The following is a 25,362-nucleotide window of genomic DNA, read 5'->3' as shown; positions in this document are numbered from 1 at the left end:
GACGGCGGCGCAATATTATGCGAAGGATACATTATGAGGAATTTTGGGAAATATTTGATCGCGCTGGCCGCAACCTGCGGCTTGGCCGCCATCACCGGCCCGGCGATGGCGGACGACCTGGAATTCACCCTGACCAATGCCACCTCGGTCAGCGCCACGGAGTTCTACGTGTCGCCGGCCAATGTCGACGATTGGGAAAGCAATCTGCTGGACGGCAAGTACCTGCCCGCCGGCAACGAGGTGACGGTGACCATCGGCGATGGCCGCCGCACCTGCACCTATGACCTGAAGACGGTGTTCGAGGATGGCCGGACGGCGCAGAACGACGGTGTCGACCTCTGCCAGACCGGCAAATACACCGTGCACGAGTGAGCGACAGCCGGGGCGGTGCCGACGCACCATCCCGGCTAGACCCGTCAGGGGGTTGAGGCCGGGCAGCCCTGCCGGTCGAACAGCGCGGCAAGGCCACAGGCCGAGGTCAGCATCCGGTCGCCGTCATGGCCGACGCCCGGAACCAGGCTGAGGCTCTGCCGCAGGCCGTCGGGGTGGCGGCCGCGCAGGTACTGGACATAGGCCTCGCCACGCGCCAGCCGATAGGAACCTTCCGCCTCGCCCATGCAGGTCTTGTCGAGCGCCGGGTGGTTCGGGTCGGTGTCGGCGGTGCCCAGCAGGTAGACCACGTCGCGGGCGACATAGGCCCGCTCCAGCGCCGCCGGGGTCGCCGCCCCGGCATAGTGCGGCAGGTCGGCCATGCCGTATTTCCAGTGATCGTATTTCGGGCAGGCGGCAGTGCCGGCGAAGGGCGCGAAGCCGCCATGGCCGTCCGGCCGGTCGGCGCTGAAATAGGCGTAGGAGGACGGGTTGGCGACGACGTAGCGCACGGCGATGCCGGCGGCCTTCAGCGTCGCCTCGCCCTTCGCCAGGATGGCGTAGCGCTGCACCACCTGGCCGCCGCCGGAGTGGCCTGCCACCACCACCGTCTTCAGGTTGGGAAACAGCTTGCGGTCGGCCAGCCGGGCCAGGATCGCGTCGAGCGCGTCGAAGGAGCTGATGGCGGCCGGGCCCCTGGCGTCGGCGCCGCCCTCCCAGCCGGTCGTGCCCCAGCGCAGCGTCCCGGCCGGCAGGTGGAACGCCGCGGCATCGATATCGGCCAGGAATTGCGGCACGACCAGGATCGCCGACTGGCCGGCCTCCCCCGCCGCCGCCTGCGCCTTCTCGGCCGAGGCATTGTAGACGTCGGCGTTGCGCAGCCGGCCGTGGATCACGATCACCGCCCGGGTGACGCCCGGCTGCGGCTTCGACCAGTCGCGCGAGACATAGAGCGCCAGCTCGCCGGTTCCGGCCGGGGTCGTCACCGTAAGGCGCTGGTCGGCCACCACCTTGACCGGGTGCGGCCTCTCATCGGCGGCCCGCAGGGGCAGGGCCGAAAGCATCAGGCAGGCCGTCGCGGCGATGCCGAGGACACGTCGAAGGACCACGCTGGGTCTCCTTGCCGATCACGGGTCCTACACGGCGACCGGGCGGCGGACCGTCGGTCCGCCGCCTGGCTTCTTGCTATTCCGCCGGGGCGGGCGCCGTGCCGTCGTCGAGCGCCGGCAGCGGCTCGCCGGCGAGGGCGGCCCGCAGGCGGTCTTCGTCGAGCGCGCCTTCCCAGCGCGCGACCACGACGGCGGCCACGGCGTTGCCGATGAAGTTGGTCAGCGCCCGGCATTCCGACATGAAGCGGTCGACGCCGAGGATCAGCGCCATGCCGGCGACCGGCACCGTCGGCACCACCGACAGCGTCGCCGCCAGGGTGATGAAGCCCGAGCCGGTGACGCCGGCCGCGCCCTTGGAGCTGAGCATCGCCACCAGCAGCAGCAGGATCTCGTCGCCCAGCGACAGATGCGTGTTCGTCGCCTGGGCGATGAACAGCGCCGCCATGGTCATGTAGATGTTGGTGCCGTCGAGGTTGAAGGAATAGCCGGTGGGGATCACCAGGCCGACCACCGACTTGGCGCAGCCCGCCCGCTCCATCTTCTCGATCAGCGACGGCAGCGCCGCCTCCGACGAGCTGGTGCCCAGCACCAGCAGCAGCTCGGCCTTGATATAGCGGATCAGGGCCAGGACCGAGAAGCCGTTGTAGCGGGCGACGGCGCCCAGCACGACCACCACGAAGATGATCGAGGTCGCGTAGAAGGTGCCGACCAGGAAGGCCAGGTTGATCACCGACCCGATGCCGAACTTGCCGATGGTGAAGGCCATGGCGCCGAAGGCCCCGATCGGCGCCACCTTCATCAGGATGTGGACGACCTTGAACACCGCGCCCGACACCGCCTTCAGGAAGCTCAGCACCGGCGTGCCCTTCTCGCCGGTCATGGCCAGGCCGACGCCGAACAGCACCGAGACGAACAGCACCTGCAGGATGTCGCCGCCGACGAAGGCGCTGAACATCGTGGCCGGGATGATGCCGGTCAGGAAGCCAACGATCGACTGGTCATGCGCCTTGGTGGCGTAGCCTTCGATCGCCTTGGTGTCGAGCGTGGCCGGATCGATGTTCAGGCCGGCGCCCGGCTGGACCAGGTTGGCGATCACCAGGCCGACGATCAGCGCCAGGGTCGAGAACACCAGGAAGTAGCCCAGCGCCTTGGCGCCGACCCGCCCCACCTTCTCCAGGTCGTGCATCCCGGCGATGCCGGTGACGACGGTCAGGAAGATCACCGGCGAGATGATCATCTTCACCAGGCTGATGAAGCCGTCGCCGAGCGGCTTCATCGCCGCGCCGAGCTCGGGGTAGAAGTGACCGAGCAGAATGCCGATCACGACGGCGATCAGGACCTGGACATAGAGATGCCGGTAGAACGGTAGGGACGGCCGCGGAGCGGCGTCGGCTTGCCGAGTGGCCATGGGGCTTGCACTCCTTGTGGCCCGCACCGCCGATGACCGAGGGCGCGGCTTCCTGGGTTTCCTGCCACCCCGGGGATGATCCCCTTCTTACGGATGGCTGGGCCATACGCAGCAATTGCCGTGCCATATTGCACCGGCACGAAATCTCGTCGCCATCGCATTGATGGCAAAGCGCTATTTCTCTCGCCGCCGATCCGATCGGCCGCGCGCATGGCTGGAATTCCGCACGGATCGCCACAGTCGCGTGCGGAGATCCGCACAACCTCCGGGGAAGGCAGCTACGCCGCAAGCTGCTAGACTGGTGCACCCCGGAACCAGGCCGCATGACCACGACCGCCAACCCTGACATCGCCACCCCTCGCCCCGCCCCGGCGGGCAGGCCGGGCATCGCCGCGCCCGTGCGGGTGCGGCGGGACTGGGCCGTTTTCGCGCTGATCGGCCTCGCCCTGTTCACGGCGGTCACCTGGCTGGCCGGGCCGGTCGGGCGCGACCGGGCGCTGGGCGACATCGCGCGCTCGGCCGAGGCGGCGCTGGGGCTGCATGTCGCCATGCTGCGCAGCGAGCTGGAGAAGCAGCGGTCCCTGCCCTTCGTGCTGGCCCAGGATCCCGATGTCCGCGCCGCGCTGGGGGCCGCCAACGACCGCCAGCGGCTGGACGGCATCAACGCCAAGTTCGAGGCCCTGAGCCAGGGCACGCGGACGGCGGTGATCTACCTGCTGGACCGCAGCGGCACGGCGATCGCCGCCAGCAACTGGCGCGAACCGATCAGCTTCGTCGGCCAGCACTACGCCTTCCGTGCCTACTACCTGCAGGCGGTCGATGCCGGCGCCGCCGAGTTCTTCGCCATGGGCACGATGAGCCGGCGCCCGGGGGTCTATCTGTCGCGCCGGATCGACGGGCCGAACGGCCTCTTGGGCGTGATCGTGGTCAAAGTCGAGTTCGACGCGATGGAGGAGGCCTGGGGGCGCTTCGCCGAGACCGCCTTCGTCACCGACGAGCGCGGCGTGGTGCTGCTGACCGACGTGCCGGAATGGCGGTTCCGCAGCCTCGGTCCGCTGCCGGAGTCCGACCGCGCGGCGGTGCGCGAGAGCCTGCAATACGGCGCGGCGCCGCTGGAGCCGCTGCCGATCGCGCCCGATGCCGACGCCGGCCGGCCCGATGCCGTGGTCGCGACCCTGCCGGACACCCGCGGTCCGGCCCCGTTCCTCGCGGTGGCCGCCGCGGTGCCGAGTACAGGCTGGACCCTGCATCTGCTGGCGCCGACCATGCCGGCGGCGGGGCGCGCCGCCTTCGACACCCGGCTGATCGCCGGGCTGGTGACGCTGCTGGTCCTCGCCGGCGTGGCGGCGCTGCTGTACCGCCGGCACCGCGCCCTGGGCCATGCCGCCCGGCAGGCGGCGGCGCGGGCCGAGCTGGAACGCCGCGTCGCCGAGCGCACCCACGCGCTCAACGACGCCAACCAGCGGCTGACCGGCGAGATCGACGAGCGACGCCGGGTCGAGCTCGTGCGGCAGCAACTGCAGGAGGAGCTGGCCCAGGCCAACCGCCTGGCCATCCTCGGCCAGGTCGCCGCCAGCGTGGCGCATGAGATCAACCAGCCGGTCGCCGCCATCCGCTCCTATGCCGACAATGCCGCCGTCTTCCTCGACCGCGAGAAGCCGGCGGCGGTGCGCGACAACCTGGCGATCATCGCCGGGCTGACCGACCGGGTCGGCGCCATCACCCAGCATCTGCGCGCCTTCTCGCGCAAGGCGGCCAACCGGATCGAGGCGATCTCCTGCGCCGCCGCGATCGAGGGCGCCCTCATCCTGACCCGCCCGCGCCTGCGCCGGCAGTCGGTGCGGCTGGCCCAGGACCTGCCGCCGGCGGATGTGAGGGTCGTCGCCGAACGGGTGCGGCTGGAGCAGATCCTGGTCAACCTGCTGCAGAACGCGCTGGACGCCGTCGACGGGCTGCCGGAGGCGGAGATCCGCATCGCGGTGAATGTCGAGGGCGATCGGGTTAGGATCGCGGTGTCCGACACCGGCAAAGGCCTCGACCCCGCGACCATGAAGGCGCTGTTCATCCCCTTCGCCACCAGCAAGCCGGCAGGGCTCGGCCTCGGCCTGGTGATCTGCCAGGACATCGCGCGCGAGTTCGGCGGTGCCATCGCGGCCGACAACCGTGCCGAGGGCGGCGCGGTCTTCACCGTCACGCTGAAACGGGCGCCATGAGCGCCGCGGGACAGGTCGTCTTCGTCGACGACGAGGCCGAGATCCGGCACGCCAATGTGCAGAGCCTGGAGCTGGCCGGCTTCGAGGTCGCGGCGCTCGACTCGGCCGGCGCCGCGTTGGCCGCGGTCGACCGCGACTTCGCCGGCGTCGTCGTCACCGACATCCGCATGCCCGAGACCGACGGGCTGGCCCTGTTCCGGCAGCTGCGCGCGCTCGACCCCGACCTGCCGGTGATCCTGATCACCGGCCATGGCGACATCGCCATGGCGGTGGCGGCGATGCGGGACGGCGCCTACGACTTCCTGGCCAAGCCCTACCCGGCCGACCGGCTGGTCGACAGCGTCCGCCGGGCGCTGGAGAAGCGGCGGCTGGTGATCGAGAACCGCCGGCTGCGGGCGGCGCTGGAGGGCGCGGACGGCGTGGCCTTCCTCGGCGACACGCCGGAGATCGAGCGGCTGCGCCGCACCGTGCGCGACGTGGCGGATGCCGATGTCGACGTGCTGGTGCTGGGCGAGACCGGCTCGGGCAAGGAGGTCGTGGCCGAGGCGCTGCACCGCTGGAGCCGCCGCCGAACCAAGCCGCTGGTCGCGCTGAACTGCGGCGCGCTGCCGGAAAGCGTGATCGAGAGCGAGCTGTTCGGGCATGAGGCCGGCGCCTTCACCGGGGCGCAGAAGCGCCGCATCGGCCGGATCGAGCACGCCGATGGCGGCACCCTGTTCCTCGACGAGGTCGAGAGCATGCCGCCGGCATTGCAGGTGAAGCTGCTGCGGGTGCTGGAGGAGCGGGCGGTGGCGCCGCTCGGCACCAATGAGCGCCGGCCGCTGGACCTGCGCGTCGTCGCCGCCACCAAGATCGACCTGAATCAGGCGTCGCAGGATGGCCGGTTCCGCGCCGATCTCTACTACCGGCTCAATGTGGTGACGCTGCGGGTCCCGCCATTGCGCGAGCGCCGGGCCGACATCCCGCTGCTGTTCGCCCATTTCCTCGGCCGCGCCGCCGAACGCTTCCGCCGCGACCCGCCGGCGCTGGGCGATGCGGTGCGGCGCCGGCTGCTGGACCATGACTGGCCGGGCAATGTCCGCGAGCTCGCGCATTTCGCCGACCGGGTCGCGCTCGGCCTCGGCGATGCCGAGGGCCTGGAGGAGCCGGAGGTATCGGCCAGCCTGCCGGAGCGGGTCGAGCGCTATGAGGCGGCGCTGCTGCGCGAGGCGCTGGCGGCGCATAGGGGTGACGTGCGCGCCACGACCGAGGCCCTCGGCCTGCCGCGCAAGACCTTCTACGACAAGCTGGCCCGCTACGGCATCGATCCGAGCGCGTACCGGGCGGAGCCGATTGGGAAAAGAGTTGGCTAGAGACCGTCCAGCAGCGCCGGCAGGTCTCGCGCACCGTGCAAGATGCGGACGACACGCGGCGGCCGACGGGTAGCATTGTAGACGAGAATATAGGGAAAATCCCTCAGGACCAGGAAGCGGTATGGCGCACTCGCCAGATGAGGACGCAATACCCCGATATTGGCCTGGCTGCCGATGCGGGCAGCGGCGTCATCGACGGACTTCCGGAATGCACGGGCCGCGCCCGGATTGTCTTGCGCAATCCATCGCGCCGCATCGGTCAGATCGCGAAGAGCCTGTCGGGAGAGTGTGGCCTTCACCGCTCGGCTTCATCGATGATGCGGTCGACCTCGGCCAAAGCATCCTCAATGGAGACATCCCCGTCCCGATCGGTCTCTTCTTCCACCTGGCGCAGCATCGCCGTGAAGGCATGGCGGCGCTCCTCGGCCTCCTGCAGCAGGCGAAGGCCGGACCGCACCACCTCGCTGACATTGTTGTAGCGGCCCTCCGCCACGCATTCCCGAGCAAACCGCTCGAGCTCCGGCGTCAGATGCACATTCGTCGCCATGGCGCAAACCTATGTCAAACCTTGACATAGAATGGCGTGTACCCAGCCTGGGCACAAGCCGTTCCCGGACCTGCTCCCATGTCGCCTCACGGCAGCTTGACGAAATCCGCGTCGATCGTGCTCTCGATCTTGCCGTTCACCGCCCGGGTGTAGTGGAGCGAAAGCTGGCCCGGCGCGGTCAGGGTGCGACGGTAGGACTGCACCTCGGTCTTGCCGCCGGTCTTCGCCGTCAGCTCGGTGACCAGCGTCGCGCCGTCCAGCTTGGCCTTGGCCCGCGCGCCGGTCTCCAGCCGCGTGGTCCAGACGCTCGGGGTCTTGGACGGCGGGAACAGCACCGTGTTCTCGCGCATGCTCTTCGGGTCGATGTTGGCCGCGCCGTCCTGGCCCTCGGCGCTGCGCCAGCGCAGCAGCAGCGCACCATCGGCCGAAGCGTCGATCATCAGGGCGGCCGCGCGCTTGGCCTCGCCCTCGCCGTCGCTGGCCCCGACCCAGGAGCCGCGGAACGCCTCGATCCCGGCCAGCGCGGTGGCGGCCGTCGGCGGCGCCTTCACCGCCGGGGCGGCAGCCACCGGAGCGGCCGGCGCCTTGGTTTCGCCCGACGCCGGAACGCAGGCGCCCAGCATCGTGATCGCGGCCATCCCCAGGACGGCGTGCCGCAGCTTCATTGTATCCCCCTTCTCGCCCCCCACGGGCCGATTCGACCGCCCATCATGGCCGATGCGGTGCGACGGCAGCACGGGAAATCGCCAGAACCCTGGGAACGGGCTGCGTCGCCCACAGGTTCCATCCTGCCCTCGGCCCCCATCAACGCGAAAGGCCATCCCGAGGGGTCGGGATGGCCTTTCGCAGAGTCGTCGAAGCCGTGATGGGCTAGGCGCGCACCACGCCCGTGATCGGCGCGTCGAGGCCGAGCGCCGCCGCGGCGGTGGCGACGATGTGCTGCGCCGACAGCGCCGCCTCGGCGTATTGCAGCTCCGGCTTCTCATGGTCCTGGAAGCGGTCCGGCAGGGTCAGCGGCCGGATCTTCAGCCCTTGGTCCAGCAGCCCGCTGCGCGCCAGATGGTGCAGCACGATGCTGCCGAAGCCGCCCTCGGCGCCCTCCTCGACGGTCAGCACCACCGCGTGGTTGCGGGCCAGCTGCTCGACCAGGTCGGTGTCGAGCGGCTTGGCGAAGCGGGCGTCGGCGACCGTGGTCGACAGGCCCATGCCGCCCAGCGTCTCGGCGGCCACCAGGCATTCCTGCAGCCGCGTGCCGTAGCTGAGGATGGCGATGGTGGTGCCTTCGCGCAGCACCCGGCCCTTGCCCAAGGCCAGCGGCACGCCGCGGGCCGGCAGCTCGACCCCGACGCCGTCGCCGCGGGGATAGCGGAAGGCCGAGGGCCGGTCGTCGAGCGCGGCGGCGGTCGCCACCATGTGCACCAACTCGGCCTCGTCGGCCGCGGCCATCAGCACCATGCCCGGCAGGCATCCGAGATAGGCGATGTCGAAGGCGCCGGCATGGGTGGCGCCGTCGGCCCCGACCAGCCCGGCCCGGTCGATCGCGAAGCGCACCGGCAGGTGCTGGATCGCGACGTCGTGCACCACCTGGTCATAGGCGCGCTGCAGGAAGGTCGAATAGATCGCGCAGAACGGCTTGAAGCCTTCCGTCGCCATCCCCGCGGCAAAGGTCACCGCATGCTGCTCGGCGATGCCGACGTCGAAGGTGCGGCTCGGGAAGCGCTGGGCGAACTTGTCCAGCCCGGTGCCGGTGGGCATGGCGGCGGTCACCGCGACGATGCGGTCGTCGGCCTCGGCCTCCTGGATCAGCGCCTGGCCGAACACGCCGGTGTAACTCGGCGCGTTGCTCTTCGGCTTGGTCTGGGTGCCGGTGATGACGTCGAATCGGGTGACGCCATGGTACTTGTCCGGCGCCGCCTCGGCCGGGCCGTAGCCCTTGCCCTTCTGGGTGACGACATGGACCAGCACCGGCCCGTCATCGGCGTCGCGGACATTCTCGAGCACCGGCAGCAGGTGGTCGAGATTGTGCCCGTCGATCGGGCCGACATAGTAGAAGCCGAGCTCCTCGAACAGCGTGCCGCCGGTGACGAAGCCGCGGGCGTATTCCTCGGCCCGCTTGGCGGCACGCGCCACCGGCTTCGGGAACACCTTGGTGACGTCACGCATCAGGTGCCGCAGCGAGCGGTAGGAGCGCGAGGAGATCAGCCGCGACAGATAGGCGCTCATGGCGCCGACCGGCGGCGCGATCGACATGTCGTTGTCGTTGAGGATGACCACCAGGCGGCTCCTCAGCGCGCCGGCGTTGTTCATCGCCTCATAGGCCATCCCGGCGCTCATCGCGCCGTCGCCGATCACCGCCACGACGCGGAAGTCGTCGCCCTTGAGGTCGCGGGCCACCGCCATGCCGAGCCCGGCTGAGATCGAGGTCGAGCTGTGCGCCGCGCCGAACGGGTCGTACTCGCTCTCCGACCGCCGGGTGAAGCCCGACAGGCCGCCGCCCTGGCGCAGGGTGCGGATGCGATCGCGCCGCCCGGTCAGGATCTTGTGCGGATAGGCCTGGTGGCCGACGTCCCAGATCAGCTTGTCCCGCGGGGTGTCGAACACCCGATGCAGGGCGACGGTCAGTTCGACCACGCCGAGGCCGGCGCCGAGATGGCCGCCCGTGGTCGAGACCGCATCGATGGTCTCGGCCCTGAGCTCATCGGCGACCTGCTTCACATCGGACGCCGGCAGGCGGCGGAGATCTGCGGGGGAGTGGATGGAGTCGAGCAGCGGGGTGACTGGCTTCATTCAGCTTCGCTTTCGGCAGGCTTGATCCATTCGGTTCGGCGGCTTCGTCCTGTGGCGCCATGACGGCGGACGATCGATCGAACCACCTTAATTTCCTGCCCGATATAGTCCCCAAGTATAGGGGAGCGCCGGCGCGATCAAGGAAATCCGGTGTCGCAGCCCTGGCATGGCGCGAATTCGCCGCGCCTGCGTCCCCCCGGCCACGGAGCGTGCGAGACCCGTGATTGACAAGCTTTGTCCGCCCCCTTAAGAACCGCGGACCGAGCGGCATTGCCGCCCGGGACGGAGGGGTGGCCGAGCGGCTGAAGGCAACGGTTTGCTAAACCGTCCACGGGAGAAATCCTGTGCCCGGGTTCGAATCCCGGTCCCTCCGCCATCTTTCTGCCGCGGGCGATTCCCGCTTCGGCTGCCTTGGGTCGGCCGATACATTCCGTCGCGCCGCCTTGGCAGGGCCCGGTCATCGTATTAGATAAACGGGCTCCCGGGATCCTTCCCGGCTTTCCGGAACCGAGATGGACCCTCAGCCCGCGTCTTCCGCTCCCGGTACCCCGCCCGTCACGGCGGTGGCGGACACGTCCGCCCGGCCTGTCGTGGTCGGATCCTACAATGTGCACAAATGCGTCGGCCTGGACGGGCGCTTCGACCCGGCCCGCATCGCCGCCGTGGTGGCCGAACTCGGCGCCGACGTGGTGGCGCTGCAGGAGGTCGACCGCCGCTTCGGCCGCCGCTCCGGCCTGCTCGACGCCGAGATGCTGCGCCGCGACAGCGGGCTGCACCTGCTGCACGTCTCCGACCTGCCCGACGGCCATGGCTGGCACGGCAACGCGCTCTTGGTGCGCGACGGGTCGGTCACCCGCCTGCGCCGCCTGACCCTGCCCGGGGCCGAGCCGCGTGGCGCCATCATCACCGAACTCGCGCTGCCCGCCGGGCCGCTGCGCGTGGTCGCCGCCCATTTCGGGCTGCTGCGCCGCTGCCGCATGCGCCAATCCGCCATGATCCTCGACGCCATCGCCGAGGGCGAGACCATGCCGACCCTGCTGCTGGGCGACCTGAACGAGTGGCGCCCGGGGCGCCGGTCCTCGCTGCGGCCGCTCGATGCGCTGTTCGGCCCGATGGCCGCGAGCCCGCCGAGCTTCCCCGCCCCCCTGCCCCTGATCTCGCTGGACCGCATCCTGGGCTGGCCGCAGGGTATCCTGCGCCAGGTCCAGGTGCATCGCAGCACCCTGGCCCGGATCGCCTCCGACCACCTGCCGCTGAAGGCCTGGGTCGACCTGGATCCGGCGCGGCTCTCACTTCAGGACCGGCTGCCCGAAGCCGCCTGAGGCTCAGCCGACCCGCGGCGCGGCCGCTCAGCGCCAAAACGGTTTCGACAGCTCGTTCTGGCGGTCCGACCGGGTCCAGCCGGCGTCGATCAGTTCCCATTCGCTCAGCCCGGCCAGCTCGCGCCGCTGCCGGGCACGCTCCCAGGCATCCTCGAGCGCCAGCACCAGGCGCAGCGCGGCCGAACCCGCCGCCGGTGCGGGAGCCGGCCTGGGCGCCCCGCGGACATTGTCGTTCGCGCCCTGCCCGATCGGGGTGTCGGAGGCGCCGGGTGCGGTCGAAACGATGATGCCCATCTCAATCCTCGCGGAAACAGCAGGACCGGCTCGGTCGGCAGGCCCGGTTGTGGCCCGGGTCACAGCCCGGCCGAGCTCCGGGACCAAGCCCGCCCGCCGATCCTCCCGATGCTGAACCTCGGCGGCCAGGAGGGGAAGATCCAAGCGGGGCGCGCCGGGGAGACCAATCAGGCTCAGCCTCCCCGGCGCGATGCCGCGATGGTGCGACCGAGTCGGTCGGCCAGCGCCGTTCCCGGCGTTCCCAGGGCGGTGGCGATGCTCATGTGGTTCTCGCCCGGCAAGGTCGTGAAAGAGGCATCGACCCCCGCCGCCGCGAGATGGGCGGCAAAGGCCCGGCCCTGCCCCAGGAAGGGCGGCGTCTCGTCGGCGCCGACGACGATGTCCACCGCCCGCCCCGGCATCGGCGTCGCCGCCAGCGGCGACCATGCCGCCACCTCCGCCGCGGTCAGCGCGATCTCCGGCTGCAGGAAGCTGCGGGTGATCGGGCCGAGGTCGTAGATGCCGCTGACCAGCAGCAGCGACCGCACCGGCATGGCCGGCGCCGCATCCTCGCGCGCGCCGTGGCAGGCCAGGAAACTGGCGAGATGGGCCCCGGCCGAGGCGCCGCTGGCGCTGATCGCTTTGGGGTCGCCACCCCAGCGCCCGGCATTCGCGGCCACCCAGGCCACCGCCCGCCGCACCTGGTCGACCAGCACCGCCATCCGCGCCTTCGGCATCAGCGAATAATCGATGATCGCGGCGATCGCGCCCTGTGCCGTGACGGCATCCGCGACGAAGGCGTAGTCGGCCTTGGAGAACGCCCGCCAGTAGCCGCCATGGACGAAGACATGGACCGGATGCGACCCCTCCCCCTCCGCCGGCAGGTAGAGGTCGAGCTTTTCGTCCGGATGGTCGCCATAGGCGAGGTCGGGCACGCCGCGCAGGGTTCGGCGGGCCTGCTCGCTGGCTCGGCGGTAGGCGGCGAGATGGGTTTCGAACTCCGGCACATGGGCGCGGATCATGAAGGGGTCCAGTGGCTCGCTCATGTCAGGACAGCCTCGGTTTGGAGAAAGGGTTCGGTCTCGGGCAAAGCGAGGCCCTCCAGCGCGGCGCGGGCGGCCGGCAGGGCGCCGACCGGCACGCGCAACAGCAGCACGGCGCGAACCTGGCCGTCGAGGCCCAGCAGCGGCCGCGCGGCCTCGCCGGTGTCCGGGCAGGTCTCGCCGGCGATGCTGGCCACCTTCTGGTCGCCTTCGGCGCGGATCGCCGCCATCAGCTCGGGCAGGGTCAGCGGCTTGCCGGAGTCGCGGCGCGGCCGGGCATGGGCGGCCAGCAGCCAGCGCAGCCGCCGCTCCGGCAGCGCCGACACCAGCAGGCGCCCGGCCAGGGTCCAGTTGACCGGCGTGCGGCTGCCGACGGCGATCGGCGCGGCGCCGGGCGCGGCGCGGCTGAGGGCGATGGCGCAGCGTTCGCCCTGCAGCACCGCCAGCGCGGCGCTGCCGCCATGCGACCGCGCCAGCCCGTCCAGCGCCGGCTCGACCGCGGCGGCGAGGTCGGCGATGCCGAGGGCGGCGAATCCGGCCGCCCGCACCCGCGGCCCGGCCCGGATCCGGCCGCGCTGGCCGCGCTGCAGCAGGCCATGCCCGACCAGCGGGCCAAGCAGGTCGTGCAGCGAGGAGCGCGGCATCGCCACCGCCTCCAGCAGCTCCGCGGTGCCGGCCTCGCCGCCATGGGCCTTGAGCCAGACCAGGATGTCGAGAGTGCGCAGGATCGACCGCGCCGCCCCTTCCGCCGTTGCGCCCTTGCCCACCACGAAGGTGTTGGGGTCGTAGTCCTCGCCCATGCCGTGGCCCAGCACCAGGGTCGGCGGCCGGTCCCAGCGGACATGGTCCTCGACGAAGATGTCGGCGCGGACCGACGCCGTCTCCCAGCCGCGGCTGACCACCAGCGGGGTGTGGACCTCGATCCGCCGTGGCAGGGTGCGGCCGGCCAGGATGTCGAGCCCGACCTCGACCGCGCGGATGCCCATGGCCGGCGGGAAGTCCATCGCCGCCAGCGGCACGCCATGCAGCACCGCCAGCTGGTAGACCGCGTTCTGGTCGCCGCCGGTGTGCGGCGGCACCCGGCCGTCGCGCCCGGCATCGACCCAGGCCTGGATCGACCCGGCGCCGTGCAGCCCGCTGTCGCACCACACGCCGTCGATGGCATCGCCCCAGCGCTCGATCAGCCCGGCCATGGCGCGGCGGCCGGCGGCCACCAGCATCTCGGTGTGGACGGTCTCGAGGATGCGGATGCCCGGCGCCAGCGAGAACACCTCCTGCGCCGCCCGCGCCCGCCGCAGCAGCGGCCCGATCTCGGGCGCGCCGACCATCATCACCACGCTGCCGCGGCCGCCCAGGGTCTCGACCAACCATTGTGCCGGCAGCCGGCCAATCGCGGTGTCCGGCCCGGCGACCTGGATCAGCGAATGCCCGGCATCGCCCAGCAGCCGGTCGACCATCACCACCGGCAGTCCGGCGGCGCAAGCCCGGGCCAAAGGCGGCAGCAGCGCCTCGGTCTCCAGCGGGCTGACGATCAGCGCGTCGACGCCCATGGCCCGGAAGGCGTCGATGTCCCGTGCCTGCGCCGCCGGGTCGTCGTCGGCATTGGCGATGCGCAGGGTGGCGATGCGGTCGGCATGGTCGGCGGCGGCGAACTGGACGCCGTGGATCAGCCCCTGGCGCCAGAGATTGGCCCGCGAGCCGTTGGAGAAGCCGAAGACATAGGGCGGCGGCCGGGCATGGGGGGCCGCATCGACCAGCTCGGTGAAGTCAGGGTTCCACAGGAAGGACCGGGCCGGCGCCGTGGAGGTCTGCGGCCGCGCCCGGGCGGGCGCCGGCTGCGGGCCGGCCTCCAGCGCCACGGCGAGGTCGAACCAGGCGGCGCCGAGCCGGACGGTGCCGCGGCGCGGCGCGTCGAGCCAGCCGGCCGCCAGCATCGGGCGCAGCACCGCATAGAGGCTGGAGCGCGGCACGGCCAGGCCTTCGGCCAGGGCGGCGACCGCCGCCCCGCCCGGCGCCCCGGTCAGGCGGTCGACGATCCCGAGCAGGATGTCGACGCCCGATTGCCGCTGCCCGGTCACGGCGCCCCGGCCGTCACTCGGCAGCGGCCGCCGCCCGGGCTGCCGCGCGCGGCGACAGACGGTGCATCGCCCCGTCCTTCATCACCATGCGGATGGCGCCGTGGTTGTGGATCAGGGCGATGTCCTTCAGCGGGTCGCCGTCGACCAGGATCAGATCGGCGAGGAAGCCCTGCTTCACCTGGCCCAGCCGGTCGCCCATGCCCATCAGCTCGCCGCCGATCCGGGTGGCGCATTGCAGCGCCTCCGACTCGGTGTAGCCGAACAGCTTGACGAAATGCTCGACGTCGCGCGCGTTGGTGCCCTGCGGCGTCCAGGCGAAGCCGTAGTCGCCGCCGATCACCACGCGGATGCCCCGGCGCCGCATCTCGGCATAGGTGCGCTGGCTGGCCTCCAGGCACAGATGCATGCCGAGCTTGCGCGCCTTCTCCTCGCTGATGCCGTAGTCGCCGGCCTCGTGGATGGTGTTGTAGATCAGACCGATCGCCGGGCCGACGAAGACCTTGTCCTTCGCCGCCTCCAGCAGGTCCAGCGCCTCGGTATCGGCATGCTCGCAATGGTAGATCACGTCGACACCGGCGCGGATGGCGCGCTTCACCGCCTCGCTGGCCCGGGCGTGGCAGTTCACCCGCCGGCCGAAATCATGGGCGGTGTCGACCGCGGCCTCGACCTCGGCCTTCGACATCACCGTCATGCCGCCCTTGGCGGGGTCGACGAAATCGTCGCCGGAGATGTTGATCTTGATGTTGTCGACGCCCTCGCGGATGCAGACGCGGGTGGCGTGGCGCACCGCCTCCGGCCCGTCGCAGACCCAGCCGAAGCTGGAGCGCTGCAGGTGCAGCCGGCTCTCGTCGCCCAGGCCGCCGGTCACCGTGATCTCCGGGCTGGCCGCCTTGATCCGCGGGCCCTTCAGCCGGCCCTCATTGACCTTGTTGCGGATCACCACGTCCAGCCGGGTCTTGGCGCTGGCGGCGGAATAGGCGCTGGTGAAGCCGTGGTCGAGCAGCAGCTCGGCGTTCCACATGGTCTCCAGCACATGCTCCTCGGTCGGGACGTCGCCGAGGTCGGTGTTGGTACGGGCGCCGCAGAAGGACAGGTGGGCGTGGCCCTCGACCAGCCCCGGCAGCAGCGTGGCGCCGCCGCCGTCGACGGTCTCGCAGCCCCCGGCATCCAACCGCTCGCCCGCCGGCGCCACCGCGTGGATGCGGTCGCCGCGGACCACGACCTGGCCGGGATAGGGGTCGCGGCCGGTGCCGTCCCAGATCTTCGCGCCGGTGATATGATAATCGCCCATCGGGTCCTCCGGTCAGAGCGGGGGTGGACCCGAGCCCACCCCCAGCGCGTTGGCTATTTTCCGGTCCACCGCTGCGGGTAGTCCGGCATCCCTTCGCAGCCGCACATCGCGTAGTGCAGCGGCGGCATCTTCTCGTTGACGTATTTGTCGAGGTTGTCGGCCGTGATCGTCGGCTGCGGCAGCGACCAGGCCGGGCCCGGCACCGCTTCGCCCTTGAGCACGCGCAGCGCCGCGATGACGGCGGTGCGCCACTGGTAGGTCGGGTAGGTCGGCGCCACCGCCTTCATCCCCGACTGCTTCCACTTCTGCAGGAAGTCCTGCTGGTCCTCGCCGGTGACGATCGGCACCGCCATGCCCTGGTCCTCGAACGCCTCGATGGCGGCGACGCTGGTGGCGCCGGCATCCATCCACACGGCATCAAGCTTGCCGGTCCGGGTCAGGTAGTCCTCGACGATCGACTTGGTCTTGGCCCGGTCGCCATCGGTGAATTCGACGCCGACCACCTGAATACCCTTCTCATCGAAGATGCGCTTGGCCGCGGCCCAGCGGTTCTCCAGCACGTCGACGCCGGGCAGGATGCGCAGGGCCAGCACCTTGCCACCCTTCGGCACGTTGGCGGCGATGTAGTCGGCCGCGGCGATGCCGAAGGCGTAGCCGCCGATCGGCTTGACCACGGTGACCGGGCAATCCGTCAGCACGCCACGGTCGAAGATGATGACCGGCACCTGCTTGCAGGCTTCCTCCACCGCCGGGGTCAGCGCCGCGGTGGTGTTGGGCGACACGATCAGCACGTCGCATTTGCCGCTGGCCAGCATCGCCTTGATGTCGGAGATCTGCTTGTCGTCCTTGCCCTCGGCGTCGGCCACGGTGAAGGAGGCGATGTCGCTCTTGTGGATGTCGACCTCGGCCTGCATCGTCAGCCAGCCGACCACGCGCCAGGGATTGCCGACCCCGGCGTTGGAGAAGCACAGCTTGTAGGGCCCGGGCTTCTTGTACTTGGCGGTGTCGACCATGCCGCCGCCGATATGCTGCTCCCACGGCTTGTCGGCCGGGCCTTCCGCCTTCTCGGACATCATCGCCCGCTGGGCCGCGAACTCCTTGGGGTCGTCGAAGCTCTGCGCCTGCGCCGCGCCGCCGGCTGCCACGGCCAAAAGGGCAGTGGCGCCGATCATCGTCCCGATACGCATGACATTCCTCCCTCATTGTTCTGGTTCTTGGAATGGGTGCCGGAGCTACGCACCTCCCCTTCGGCGGCGCCAGACGCTCCAGCCGACGGCGCCGATCAGGATCAGCCCCTGGGCCGCGTCGCGCAGCGGCTTGGGCAGGCCGATCAGGTTGAGCAAAGTGAACAGGGCGGACAGGCTGAGCGCCCCGGCCACCGCGCCGGGCACGGTGCCGCGGCCGCCGAGCAGCTGGGCGCCGCCGATGACGATCGCGGCGATCGCCTGCAGCTCGTAGCCGTCGCCGACATTGGTCGAGACCCCGGCGAAGCCGCCGAGCAGGATGCCCGCCGTCACCGCCGACAGGGCCGAGACCACGAAGGCGATGGTGCGCACCAGGCGGACACGGGTGCCCGCCAGCTCCGCCGCCCGCGGGTTGTCGCCCACCGCCAGCAGCAGCCGGCCCAGCACGGTGCCGTGCATCAGCCACCACAGGATCGCGACCGTCACGATCATGACGATGACGGCCAGCGGCAGCAGGTCGATGCCGGGGATGCCGCGCCAGGTCAGCCGGCCGAAGTCGCGGAAGTTGTCGGGCAGGTAGCCCTGCGGCGACCCGCCGGACCAGGCCAGGGCAATGCCCTTCAGCGACAGCAGCGCGCCGAGCGTGGCGATGATCGACGGCACCTTGAGCCAGGACACCACCAGCCCGTTGACCAGGCCGACGGCGAGGCCGATGGCGTAGAGCAGGCCGATCACCCACCAGGTCTGGGCCGGGTCGCCCTGGATCAGCAGCGACGCGGCCATCACCACCAGGGTGATCAGCGATCCGACCGAGAGGTCGAAGCCGCCGACCACGATGACGAAGAGCTGCCCGGCCGCGAGGATGACCAGCGGCGCCGCCCGGCGCAGGAAGTTCATGTAGCCGTTGGGCTCCAGGAAGGCCGGGCTGGCCACCGTGATCGCCACCAGCAGCAGGATCAGCACCCAATAGGCCGGCCGGACCGCGGCGAGGCGGCGCAGCAGCGACAGCGCGGCGGGCGGGCGGCCGGCAAGGGCTGGGGCGGCCAAGGCTTGTGTAGCGGGCCGCGGCTCGGTGGTCTCGATCATGCCACATGCCCCCGGCTGCGATAGGCGTAGACCGCGACCGCGGCGATGACGATGGCGCCGCGCAGCACCTGCTTCACGAAGGCGTCGATGCCGATCATGGTGAACACCGCGTCGAGCGTGCCGAACAGGATGACACCGGCCAGCGTGCCCCAGACCCCGCCGCGGCCGCCGGCCAGGATGGTGCCGCCGATCACCACCACGGCGATGGATTCGAGGTCGTAGACCCCGTCGCGCCCGACCCAGGGCGCGCCCGAGCGCAGACGGCTGGCGAGGTACAGTCCGGTCAGCCCGGCGCCGAGGCTGCAGATGATATGCGCGCCTAGCGTCACCCGATGGGTGCGGATGCCGGCCAGGCGGGCGCCGTCCGGGTTGCCGCCGGTGGCGTAGAGATGCGCGCCGAACCGGGTCGAGCGCAGCACGAAGGCGGCGGCGGCGGTCAGCACGAACAGCCCGATCACCGGATAGGGCACCGGCCCGACCTGGCCATAGGCGAGGATTTGGAAGCTTTCCGGCACCGACCCGGCGAAGTTCTGGAACGAGGCGCTGAGCATCCCCTGCAGGATCAGCCCGACGCCGAGCGTGGCGATCAGCGGGTTGATCTCGAGCCGCGTCACCAGCAGGCCGTTCACCACCCCGACCAGGGCCGAGATGGCCAGCACCGCGGCCACCGCCGGCAGCATCATCGCCGGGTCGCCCTGCATCATCCAGGACGCCATCACCGCGGCGACGCTGACCAGGTTGGCGACCGACAGGTCGATCGACCGGGCCAGGATGACGAAGGTCTGGCCCAGCGCCACGAAGCCGAGCGCCACCACCCGTTCCAGCACCGCGATGACGCCGTCGGGCGACAGCTGGGCGGTCTGGCCGGTGGCCAGCGCGGTGACGGCGAAGGCGATCGCGGACCCGGCGATCAGGATCAGCGGCACCGGCAGCTCGGCGCGCCGTGGCCGCCCGGCGGCGACGGTCGCGCTCATGCCGCACCCGCCTGGATCGGGGCGGCATCCGACCGGTGGCCGGTGGCCAGCGCCATGATCTCCTCCTCGGTCGCGCCGGCCGGCCGTTCGCCGACGATCCGCCCGCCGCGCATCACCAGGATGCGGTCGGCCAGGCCCAGCGCCTCCGGCAGGTCCGAGGTCGAGACCAGGATGCCCTTGCCGCGGCCGGTGAAGCCGCGCATCAGCCGGTAGATCGCCGCCTTGGCGGCGACGTCGACGCCGCGGGTCGGTTCGGCGAAGACCAGCAACTCCGGGTCGCAGGCCAGCCAGCGCGCCAGGATCGCCTTCTGCTGGTTGCCGCCCGACAGCAGCCGGGTCTCCTGGTCCCAGCTGCTGGCGCGGACATCGACCGCCTGCAGCAGCCCGTCGATCGCCGCGGCCCCGACCGACTTGCCCTTCGGCCAGGCCAGCAGCCCGGCCAGGCCGCGCCGGGCCAACAGGCCGTTGTCGCGCACCGACTGCATCAGCGCCAACCCGTCGCGCTTGCGGTCGTCGGGGACGAGGCCGAGCCCGTGCGCGACCCCCGCCCGGGCCGATCCCGGCCTGGTCTCCCGCTCCGCGATCCACATCCGGCCGGACAGGAACGGATCGGCCCCGACCACGGCGCGGGCCAGCGCGGTCTTGCCCGACCCTTCCAGCCCGGCGATGGCGACGATCTCGCCGCGCCGCACCGTCAGGTCGATGCCGGACACCGTGGCGTTGCCGCAGGCCTCGACCCGCAGCACGGGGTCGCCGGGCGGATCGCTGGGCCGCGGCGGGAAATAGTCGCTGAGCGGCCGCCCGACCATCAGCCGCACCACCTCGTCCGAATGCGTCTCGGCCCGCGGCCGGGTGGCGACGTGGCGGCCATCCTTCAGCACGGTGACGGTGTCGGCGATGGCGAACACCTCCGGCATCCGGTGCGAGATGTAGACCACGGCGACGCCGGTGGCCTTGAGGCCGCGGATCAGGGCCAGCAGCCGCGCCGCCTCGACGTCGTCCAGCGCCGCGGTCGGCTCGTCCATCACCAGGATGCGGGCGTCGATCGCCAGGGCCTTGGCGATCTCCACCGTCTGCTGCTCGGCGATGGTCAGGTCGCGGGCCGGCGTCTCCGGGTCGATGCCGGAGGACAGGCGGGACAGCAGGGCGTGGGCGCCGTCGCGCATCGCCGCCCGGTCCAGCCGGAAGCGCCGCACCGGCTCGATGCCGAGATGGATGTTCTCCGCCACCGTGCGGTCGGGCAGCAGACTCAGCTCCTGGTGGATGATGCTGATGCCGGCGGCGCGGGCGGCGGCGGGATGCGGAAAGCGCACCGGTGCGCCATCGATCAGGATCTCGCCGGCGTCGGGGGCGTGGACGCCACCCAACACCTTGATCAGCGTCGACTTGCCAGCGCCGTTCTCGCCGCACAGGGCGTGGATCTCGCCGGCGCGGCAGGCGAAGGCGACGCCGTCGAGCGCGACCACGCCGAGGAAGGCCTTGCGGATGCCGCGCATCTCGAAGCGGGGGGCGGTGGCGCTCATGCCGCGGCCTCCCACTCTCGCCGGATCAGGGCGATGGACTCCGCGAACAGCGTGTCGAGGTCGGGGAACATGTCGCGCCAGATCCGGGTGGCCGCGGCCAGGTCCGGCAGCGACCGGCCGAAGGCCTCGACCGTCAGCCAGCCATCATAGCCGGTGGCGCGGATGGCGCGGAGGATCGCCGGGAACGGGATGTGCCCGCGGCCCGGGATGCCGCGGTCATTCTCCGAAATGTGGATGTGGGTGATGCCCGCGGCATGGGCGCCGATGACCCCGATTGGGTCGCGCTCTTCGATGTTGGCGTGGAAGGTATCGTACATGAAGCCGAAATTCGGGTGCCCGACCCGGGCGCGCAGGGCTTCCGCCTGCGCCATGGTGTTCAGGGCGTAGCATTCGAAGCGGTTGACCGCCTCGATCGACAGATGGATCCCGGCCCCCTGGGCGCGGCCGGCGGCCCAGTGCAGTGCCTCTGCCAGATTCGCCAGTTCGTCCTCGGTCGGGCCGGAACCCGAGAACACGCCGAGCGGCGAATGGTACGGGCCGCCCATCACGGTGGCGCCGAGGGCGTGGCCGCAATCGACCGCCCAGGCCAGCCGGTCGCGCGCCCGGGCCCGGATCGCGGGGTCCGCGCTCATCGGGCTGCTGTCCGGATCGGGGATCACGGTGGTGAAGGTGCGGGCCAGGCCGAGATCGTCGAGCACCCTGCCGAGCGCGGCGCAATCGGCGGCGGTGCCACCCATGACCGGCACCTCGACGCCGTCATAGCCGTGGCGCTTGAGGGATTCGAGCACCCGATGGTCGGCGGGCCCGATGGCCCCCCCGATCACCAGGAGGTTGAAGCCAATTTGCACGCGTTCCTCCCAGGGTCCGGGCCCGTGGCTGCTGCCCGGGCCCTGGCTCTTTTGTGGAAGGATGGCGGCAGCGCCGGCCCAGCGTCAACGCGGCGGCACGATCCGATGTCCGGTATTCTGGACAAGCGCCGTTCCGCTGGACGAGCGGCCAGGGATGGCCCGGCGCCGCTCAGGCGGCCGGCGCGCCCCGGGGCGGCGGGGCGCGGCGCAGGCGGACCACGGCGGCATCGAGCGCCGAGAGGAAAGTCGWTTTGTCCTTGGCCACCATCGGCTTGTTGCCGCCGCCGACTGTGCCCATGGCGCGCAGGTCGGCCATCAGCGCCCGGCTGGCCAGCGCCATGCCGATCGATTCCTTGGTGAAGGGCCGCCCGGTGTTGCCGATCACCGTCGACCCCGATTTCAGGCAGCGGTCGGCCAGCTGGATGTCGGCGGTGACGACGATGTCCGCCGGCCCGCAGCGCTCGGCGATCCAGTCGTCGGCCGCGTCGAAGCCGTCGCCGACGATCACCAGCTGGATGCGCGGGTCGCGCGGCACCATCACCCCGCCATTGGTGACGACGAAGACCGGCAGGCCGTAGCGCTCGGCGACGCGGTAGATCTCCGCCTTCACCGGGCAGGCGTCGGCGTCGACAAGGATGCGGATCGGGTCGGTCACGGGCTGCGGTCGGTTGCGGCGGGGACCGGAACCATAGCGGCGACGGCGCCGTTGCTCCAGCGCCCTTCCCGCCGAGGATAGCGCTGTCTTGCATGGCCGACGCCGCCGCATCGCCCGATCCGATCCCACCTGAGGAAGCGCGGGCGAACGGCCTGCGCTATGTCAGCGACGCCGATCCCGGCATCCGCCGCCGCCGCGCCGGCAAGGGCTTCGCCTACCGCCTGCCCGACGGCACGGCGCTGCGCGACCCGAAGGTRCTGAAGCGCATCGCCAGCCTCGCCATCCCGCCGGCCTACACCGATGTCTGGATCTGTCCGGACCCGCGCGGCCACATCCAGGCCACCGGGCGCGACCAGCGCGGGCGCAAGCAGTACCGCTACCACCCACGCTGGAAGGAGGCCCGGGCGGAGACCAAGTACGGCCGCATGGTCGCCTTCGGCCGCGCCCTGCCCCGCATCCGCAAGCGCGTCGACGCCGACCTGGCCGAGCGCGGCCTGACCCGGGCCAAGGTGCTGGCGGCGATCGTGCGGCTGCTGGAGGCCACGCTGATCCGCATCGGCAACGACGAATACGCCCGGACCAACAAGAGCTTCGGCCTGACCACGCTGCGCAAGCGCCATGTCGATGTCGAGGGCGGCGCCATCCGCTTCGAGTTCAAGGCCAAGAGCGGCGTGCTGCACCGGTCGGCCTTCCACGACCGCCGCATCGCGCGCATCGTCCGGTCCTGCCAGGACCTGCCGGGCCACCGCCTGTTCCAGTACGTCGACGATGCCGGCGAGCGCCAGGCGGTCGGGTCGGACGAAGTCAACCAGTACCTGCGCGAAATTGCCGGCCAGGACTTCACCGCCAAGGATTTCCGCACCTGGGCCGGGACCCTGCTGGCCGCCCAGCTGCTGTCCGCCGACCCCGACCCGGAGGCCGCGCCGACCAAGGCCGCGGTGGTGCGCTGCATCGAGCAGGTGGCAGTGCAGCTGGGCAACACGCCGGCGGTATGCCGGGCCTGCTACGTCCACCCCGGGGTGGTCAGCGCCTATCTCGACGGGCGCTTGGCCACCACCCTGCGCTGGCCGCCGGGCGACGATCCCGACGGCCGCCGCGGCGAGGCCGCGCTGCTGCGTTTCCTCAAGCGGCTGGATGGCGCGACGGCCTGACCGTCCTGGCCTGAACCTTACAAATTGGTCACAGGGCCAAAAGGCCTTGACCGCTTCGCTGCGCGGGTCGATATCGCCGGTGTCGGGGCCAGCCGCCGACGCAATCAAGGATCCGCCGCTCCCATGAGCACGCCCAGTCGACCTAGCGCGACTTTGCCGGCGCCGACGCTGCGAGCCTGACCCTCCGGGGATCCGGTTCCCCTCGTCGCGCGGCCAGGCCGCGCCGGTGCGAGGTGAACCATGAACCACCTGCCATTCGATCTTCGTCCCAGCTATCGGCGCGTCTCCTTGGAAGGCGACGACCGAAGGCCAGTCTGACGCCGGCTTAGAGCCGGACGTTCCGCGCCGCGCGTCCCCCTGGGAGGCGCGGTGACTGCGACTGCCTGCCCATCGGACGAAGACCATGACCCTGCACCACCCCGCCCTCGCGGCGGAGCGGCCCCGCTTCCTGCCCAACCTCTGGGACCTGGTGGCCTTTTCCCTCGTCTTCGGCGCCATCGTGCTGGTCGCCCATGGCGGCCGCGCGACCCTGGCGCCGCTGGCCAGCGTCCAGCAGACGCCGATCTCGCTCGACCCGCTGGCGCTGCCCGACTACGCCCTGCGCACCACCCTGCGCATGCTGGCGGCGATCGTCGCCTCGCTGGTCTTCACCTTCGTCTACGCCACCGCGGCGGCCAAGAGCCGGCGGGCCGAGATGGTGCTGATCCCGCTCCTGGACATCCTGCAGTCGGTGCCGGTGCTGGGCTTCCTGTCCTTCACCGTGGTCGGCTTCATGGCCCTGTTCCCGGGCCAGGTGGTGGGCGTGGAATGCGCCGCGGTGTTCGCCATCTTCACCTCCCAGGCCTGGAACATGACCTTCAGCTTCTACCAGTCGCTGAAGACCGTGCCGCGCGACCTGGACGAGGCCAGCCGCAGCTTCCGCCTGTCCGCCTGGCAGCGCTTCTGGCGGCTGGAGGTGCCCTTCGCCATGCCCGGGCTGGTGTGGAACACCATGATGTCGATGTCCGGCGGCTGGTTCTTCGTGGTGGCGTCGGAGGCGATCTCGGTCGGCGACACCACCATCACCCTGCCCGGCGTCGGCTCCTACGTCGCCCGGGCGATCGACCAGCGCGACCTGGCCGCCGTCGGCTGGGCGGTGCTGGTGATGGGCGCCGTGATCCTGGCCTATGACCAGTTTCTGTTCCGGCCGCTGGTGGCCTGGGCCGAGAAGTTCCGCTTCGAGCAGTCGGCCGGCACCACTGTGCCGCGGTCCTGGCTGCTGACCCTGGTGCAGCGCACCCGGCTGTTCCAGATCGCCCTGGCCCCGGTCGGCGCGGTGATCCGCACCGTGTCGCGGCGGCGCTTCGCCTTCATCCCGGCCGGCGACGGCCGCGGCGGCGCGGTCGCCCGGATGTGGTCCAGCCGCTGGGCCGACGGCGCCTTCGCCGCGGTGGTGCTGGCGGCGATCGCCTATGCCCTGTGGCAGATCGTCGGCTTCGTCGCCACCGAGCTGAGCTGGGCCGATGCCGGCGAGGCGGTGCTGCTGGGCTGCTTCACCCTGATCCGCGTCGTGGTGCTGATCGCGCTGGCAACGGTGGTCTGGGTGCCGATCGGGGTCTGGATCGGCCTGCGCCCGCGGGTCGCCGAGCGGGTGCAGCCGCTGGCGCAGTTCCTGGCCGCCTTCCCCGCCAACATCGCCTTCCCCTTCGCAGTGGTGGCGATCGTGCGGCTGGGCCTGAACCCCGACGTCTGGCTGGCGCCGCTGATGGTGCTGGGCACCCAGTGGTACATCCTGTTCAACGTCATCGCCGGGGCCAGCGCCTTCCCGACCGACCTGCGCGAGGCGGCGTCCAGCTTCCGCATCCGCGGCTGGAAGTGGTGGCGCAAGATCATCCTGCCCGGGATCTTCCCCTACTACGTGACCGGGGCGATCACCGCCAGCGGCGGGTCGTGGAACGCCAGCATCGTCGCCGAGGTGGCGAGCTGGGGCGACACCACCCTGACCGCGCACGGCCTCGGCGCCTACATCGCCCAGGCCACGGCGGCGGCGGACTATCCGCGCATCGTGCTCGGCATCGCCGTCATGTCGGTCTTCGTCTCGCTGTTCAACCGGCTGCTGTGGCGGCCGCTCTTCACCTTCGCCGCCCGCCGGCTGCGCCTGGACTGAGGA

Annotated in this window: 22 protein-coding genes and 1 tRNA gene; 7 read left to right on the top strand and 16 right to left on the bottom strand. The window is 71.3% G+C overall.

Annotation, left to right across the window (positions count from 1 at the left end):
* Nucleotides 1–33: 33 nt before the first annotated feature.
* Nucleotides 34–372, top strand: coding sequence for a hypothetical protein (locus AB4112_RS06640; protein WP_309792756.1), 339 nt, complete (start codon nucleotides 34–36; stop codon nucleotides 370–372).
* Nucleotides 373–416: 44 nt separating this feature from the next.
* Here AB4112_RS06640 and AB4112_RS06635 read toward each other — a convergent pair whose 3' ends face one another.
* Nucleotides 417–1,478 carry a hypothetical protein gene (locus tag AB4112_RS06635; RefSeq protein WP_441717990.1) on the bottom strand — a complete coding sequence of 354 codons (1,062 nt, stop codon included), beginning with the start codon at nucleotides 1,476–1,478 and terminating at the stop codon, nucleotides 417–419.
* Nucleotides 1,479–1,554: 76 nt separating this feature from the next.
* Nucleotides 1,555–2,886, bottom strand: coding sequence for a dicarboxylate/amino acid:cation symporter (locus AB4112_RS06630; protein WP_309792759.1), 1,332 nt, complete (start codon nucleotides 2,884–2,886; stop codon nucleotides 1,555–1,557).
* Between the two features lie 323 nt (nucleotides 2,887–3,209).
* Here AB4112_RS06630 and AB4112_RS06625 point away from each other — a divergent pair, with 323 nt between their 5' ends.
* Nucleotides 3,210–5,099: a sensor histidine kinase gene (locus AB4112_RS06625; protein ID WP_441717987.1), complete on the top strand. Its 1,890-nt coding sequence runs from the start codon at nucleotides 3,210–3,212 to the stop codon at nucleotides 5,097–5,099.
* Nucleotides 5,096–6,451: a sigma-54-dependent transcriptional regulator gene (locus tag AB4112_RS06620; protein WP_441717984.1), complete on the top strand. Its 1,356-nt coding sequence runs from the start codon at nucleotides 5,096–5,098 to the stop codon at nucleotides 6,449–6,451. Before AB4112_RS06625 ends, AB4112_RS06620 begins: the two co-directional genes overlap by 4 nt.
* On the opposite strand, the gene AB4112_RS06615 is transcribed toward AB4112_RS06620, so the two are convergent.
* From AB4112_RS06615 to dxs, 4 genes are all read right to left on the bottom strand, one after another.
* On the bottom strand, nucleotides 6,448–6,750 hold the full coding sequence (locus tag AB4112_RS06615; protein ID WP_309792762.1) for a type II toxin-antitoxin system RelE/ParE family toxin: 303 nt from the start codon (nucleotides 6,748–6,750) through the stop codon (nucleotides 6,448–6,450). The genes AB4112_RS06620 and AB4112_RS06615 overlap by 4 nt on opposite strands.
* Entirely contained in the window at nucleotides 6,747–6,998 is a 252-nt protein-coding gene (locus AB4112_RS06610; RefSeq protein ID WP_441717981.1) for a type II toxin-antitoxin system ParD family antitoxin, read from the bottom strand. The genes AB4112_RS06615 and AB4112_RS06610 overlap by 4 nt, the downstream gene beginning before the upstream one ends.
* Nucleotides 6,999–7,084: 86 nt before the next feature.
* The gene (locus AB4112_RS06605; RefSeq protein WP_441717978.1) at nucleotides 7,085–7,663 is read right to left on the bottom strand and encodes a hypothetical protein; all 579 of its coding nucleotides are present in this window, start codon (nucleotides 7,661–7,663) and stop codon (nucleotides 7,085–7,087) included.
* Between the two features lie 205 nt (nucleotides 7,664–7,868).
* Nucleotides 7,869–9,785 carry a 1-deoxy-D-xylulose-5-phosphate synthase gene (dxs, locus tag AB4112_RS06600; RefSeq protein ID WP_309792765.1) on the bottom strand — a complete coding sequence of 639 codons (1,917 nt, stop codon included), beginning with the start codon at nucleotides 9,783–9,785 and terminating at the stop codon, nucleotides 7,869–7,871.
* 284 nt (nucleotides 9,786–10,069) lie between these two features.
* Between dxs and AB4112_RS06595 the strand changes: the two genes are divergently transcribed.
* Nucleotides 10,070–10,161, top strand: a tRNA-Ser gene (locus tag AB4112_RS06595).
* Nucleotides 10,162–10,348: 187 nt separating this feature from the next.
* Nucleotides 10,349–11,107 carry an endonuclease/exonuclease/phosphatase family protein gene (locus AB4112_RS06590; protein WP_441717974.1) on the top strand — a complete coding sequence of 253 codons (759 nt, stop codon included), beginning with the start codon at nucleotides 10,349–10,351 and terminating at the stop codon, nucleotides 11,105–11,107.
* A 27-nt stretch (nucleotides 11,108–11,134) separates the two neighbouring features.
* Here the strand turns inward: AB4112_RS06590 and AB4112_RS06585 are convergent, their stop codons facing one another.
* The 10 genes from AB4112_RS06585 to AB4112_RS06540 form a co-directional block, all read right to left on the bottom strand.
* Entirely contained in the window at nucleotides 11,135–11,401 is a 267-nt protein-coding gene (locus AB4112_RS06585) for a DUF1127 domain-containing protein (RefSeq protein WP_441717972.1), read from the bottom strand.
* Nucleotides 11,402–11,574: 173 nt separating this feature from the next.
* Nucleotides 11,575–12,426: an alpha/beta hydrolase gene (locus AB4112_RS06580; protein ID WP_441717969.1), complete on the bottom strand. Its 852-nt coding sequence runs from the start codon at nucleotides 12,424–12,426 to the stop codon at nucleotides 11,575–11,577.
* Nucleotides 12,423–14,501, bottom strand: coding sequence for a substrate-binding domain-containing protein (locus AB4112_RS06575; RefSeq protein ID WP_309792769.1), 2,079 nt, complete (start codon nucleotides 14,499–14,501; stop codon nucleotides 12,423–12,425). Before AB4112_RS06575 ends, AB4112_RS06580 begins: the two co-directional genes overlap by 4 nt.
* 13 nt (nucleotides 14,502–14,514) lie before the next feature.
* A complete protein-coding gene (locus AB4112_RS06570) occupies nucleotides 14,515–15,792 on the bottom strand; it encodes an amidohydrolase family protein (RefSeq protein WP_309792770.1) in 1,278 nt (425 codons plus the stop codon).
* A gap of 53 nt (nucleotides 15,793–15,845) precedes the next feature.
* Nucleotides 15,846–16,979 (bottom strand): ABC transporter substrate-binding protein, encoded by a 1,134-nt coding sequence (locus AB4112_RS06565; protein WP_441717965.1) that lies wholly within the window; start codon nucleotides 16,977–16,979, stop codon nucleotides 15,846–15,848.
* 45 nt (nucleotides 16,980–17,024) lie between these two features.
* On the bottom strand, nucleotides 17,025–18,062 hold the full coding sequence (locus tag AB4112_RS06560) for an ABC transporter permease (protein ID WP_441717962.1): 1,038 nt from the start codon (nucleotides 18,060–18,062) through the stop codon (nucleotides 17,025–17,027).
* Nucleotides 18,059–19,036: an ABC transporter permease gene (locus tag AB4112_RS06555; protein ID WP_441717958.1), complete on the bottom strand. Its 978-nt coding sequence runs from the start codon at nucleotides 19,034–19,036 to the stop codon at nucleotides 18,059–18,061. Before AB4112_RS06555 ends, AB4112_RS06560 begins: the two co-directional genes overlap by 4 nt.
* Complete coding sequence (locus AB4112_RS06550; protein ID WP_441717955.1) at nucleotides 19,033–20,559, bottom strand: sugar ABC transporter ATP-binding protein; 1,527 nt, start codon at nucleotides 20,557–20,559, stop codon at nucleotides 19,033–19,035. The genes AB4112_RS06555 and AB4112_RS06550 overlap by 4 nt, the downstream gene beginning before the upstream one ends.
* Nucleotides 20,556–21,407, bottom strand: a complete 852-nt coding sequence (locus AB4112_RS06545; RefSeq protein ID WP_441717952.1) for a sugar phosphate isomerase/epimerase family protein — start codon at nucleotides 21,405–21,407, stop codon at nucleotides 20,556–20,558. Before AB4112_RS06545 ends, AB4112_RS06550 begins: the two co-directional genes overlap by 4 nt.
* 169 nt (nucleotides 21,408–21,576) lie before the next feature.
* Nucleotides 21,577–22,050, bottom strand: a complete 474-nt coding sequence (locus AB4112_RS06540; protein ID WP_441718321.1) for a YaiI/YqxD family protein — start codon at nucleotides 22,048–22,050, stop codon at nucleotides 21,577–21,579.
* 104 nt (nucleotides 22,051–22,154) lie between these two features.
* On the opposite strand from AB4112_RS06540, the gene AB4112_RS06535 reads away from it, so the two are divergent.
* Both AB4112_RS06535 and AB4112_RS06530 read left to right on the top strand, forming a co-directional pair.
* Entirely contained in the window at nucleotides 22,155–23,213 is a 1,059-nt protein-coding gene (locus tag AB4112_RS06535) for a DNA topoisomerase IB (RefSeq protein WP_441717949.1), read from the top strand.
* A gap of 403 nt (nucleotides 23,214–23,616) precedes the next feature.
* Complete coding sequence (locus tag AB4112_RS06530) at nucleotides 23,617–25,359, top strand: ABC transporter permease (protein ID WP_309792778.1); 1,743 nt, start codon at nucleotides 23,617–23,619, stop codon at nucleotides 25,357–25,359.
* The last annotated feature ends 3 nt before the right edge of the window (nucleotides 25,360–25,362 follow it).

It is taken from the genome of Inquilinus sp. 2KB_23, from assembly GCF_052115705.1.
GTDB lineage: Bacteria > Pseudomonadota > Alphaproteobacteria > DSM-16000 > Inquilinaceae > Inquilinus > Inquilinus ginsengisoli_A.
This window is presented reverse-complemented; position numbering and strand designations above follow the sequence as displayed.

Excerpts from the sequence above, each read along its gene's own strand:
- AB4112_RS06530 (WP_309792778.1), top strand. The coding sequence starts at position 23,617 with ATGACCCTGCACCACCCCGCCCTCGCGGCGGAGCGGCCCCGCTTCCTG.
- AB4112_RS06555 (WP_441717958.1), bottom strand. The coding sequence starts at position 19,036 with ATGAGCGCGACCGTCGCCGCCGGGCGGCCACGGCGCGCCGAGCTGCCG.
- AB4112_RS06630 (WP_309792759.1), bottom strand. The coding sequence starts at position 2,886 with ATGGCCACTCGGCAAGCCGACGCCGCTCCGCGGCCGTCCCTACCGTTC.
- AB4112_RS06560 (WP_441717962.1), bottom strand. The coding sequence starts at position 18,062 with ATGATCGAGACCACCGAGCCGCGGCCCGCTACACAAGCCTTGGCCGCC.
- dxs (WP_309792765.1), bottom strand. The coding sequence starts at position 9,785 with ATGAAGCCAGTCACCCCGCTGCTCGACTCCATCCACTCCCCCGCAGAT.
- AB4112_RS06605 (WP_441717978.1), bottom strand. The coding sequence starts at position 7,663 with ATGAAGCTGCGGCACGCCGTCCTGGGGATGGCCGCGATCACGATGCTG.
- AB4112_RS06565 (WP_441717965.1), bottom strand. The coding sequence starts at position 16,979 with ATGCGTATCGGGACGATGATCGGCGCCACTGCCCTTTTGGCCGTGGCA.
- AB4112_RS06620 (WP_441717984.1), top strand. The coding sequence starts at position 5,096 with ATGAGCGCCGCGGGACAGGTCGTCTTCGTCGACGACGAGGCCGAGATC.
- AB4112_RS06570 (WP_309792770.1), bottom strand. The coding sequence starts at position 15,792 with ATGGGCGATTATCATATCACCGGCGCGAAGATCTGGGACGGCACCGGC.
- AB4112_RS06625 (WP_441717987.1), top strand. The coding sequence starts at position 3,210 with ATGACCACGACCGCCAACCCTGACATCGCCACCCCTCGCCCCGCCCCG.
- AB4112_RS06610 (WP_441717981.1), bottom strand. The coding sequence starts at position 6,998 with ATGGCGACGAATGTGCATCTGACGCCGGAGCTCGAGCGGTTTGCTCGG.
- AB4112_RS06585 (WP_441717972.1), bottom strand. The coding sequence starts at position 11,401 with ATGGGCATCATCGTTTCGACCGCACCCGGCGCCTCCGACACCCCGATC.
- AB4112_RS06550 (WP_441717955.1), bottom strand. The coding sequence starts at position 20,559 with ATGAGCGCCACCGCCCCCCGCTTCGAGATGCGCGGCATCCGCAAGGCC.
- AB4112_RS06640 (WP_309792756.1), top strand. The coding sequence starts at position 34 with ATGAGGAATTTTGGGAAATATTTGATCGCGCTGGCCGCAACCTGCGGC.
- AB4112_RS06580 (WP_441717969.1), bottom strand. The coding sequence starts at position 12,426 with ATGAGCGAGCCACTGGACCCCTTCATGATCCGCGCCCATGTGCCGGAG.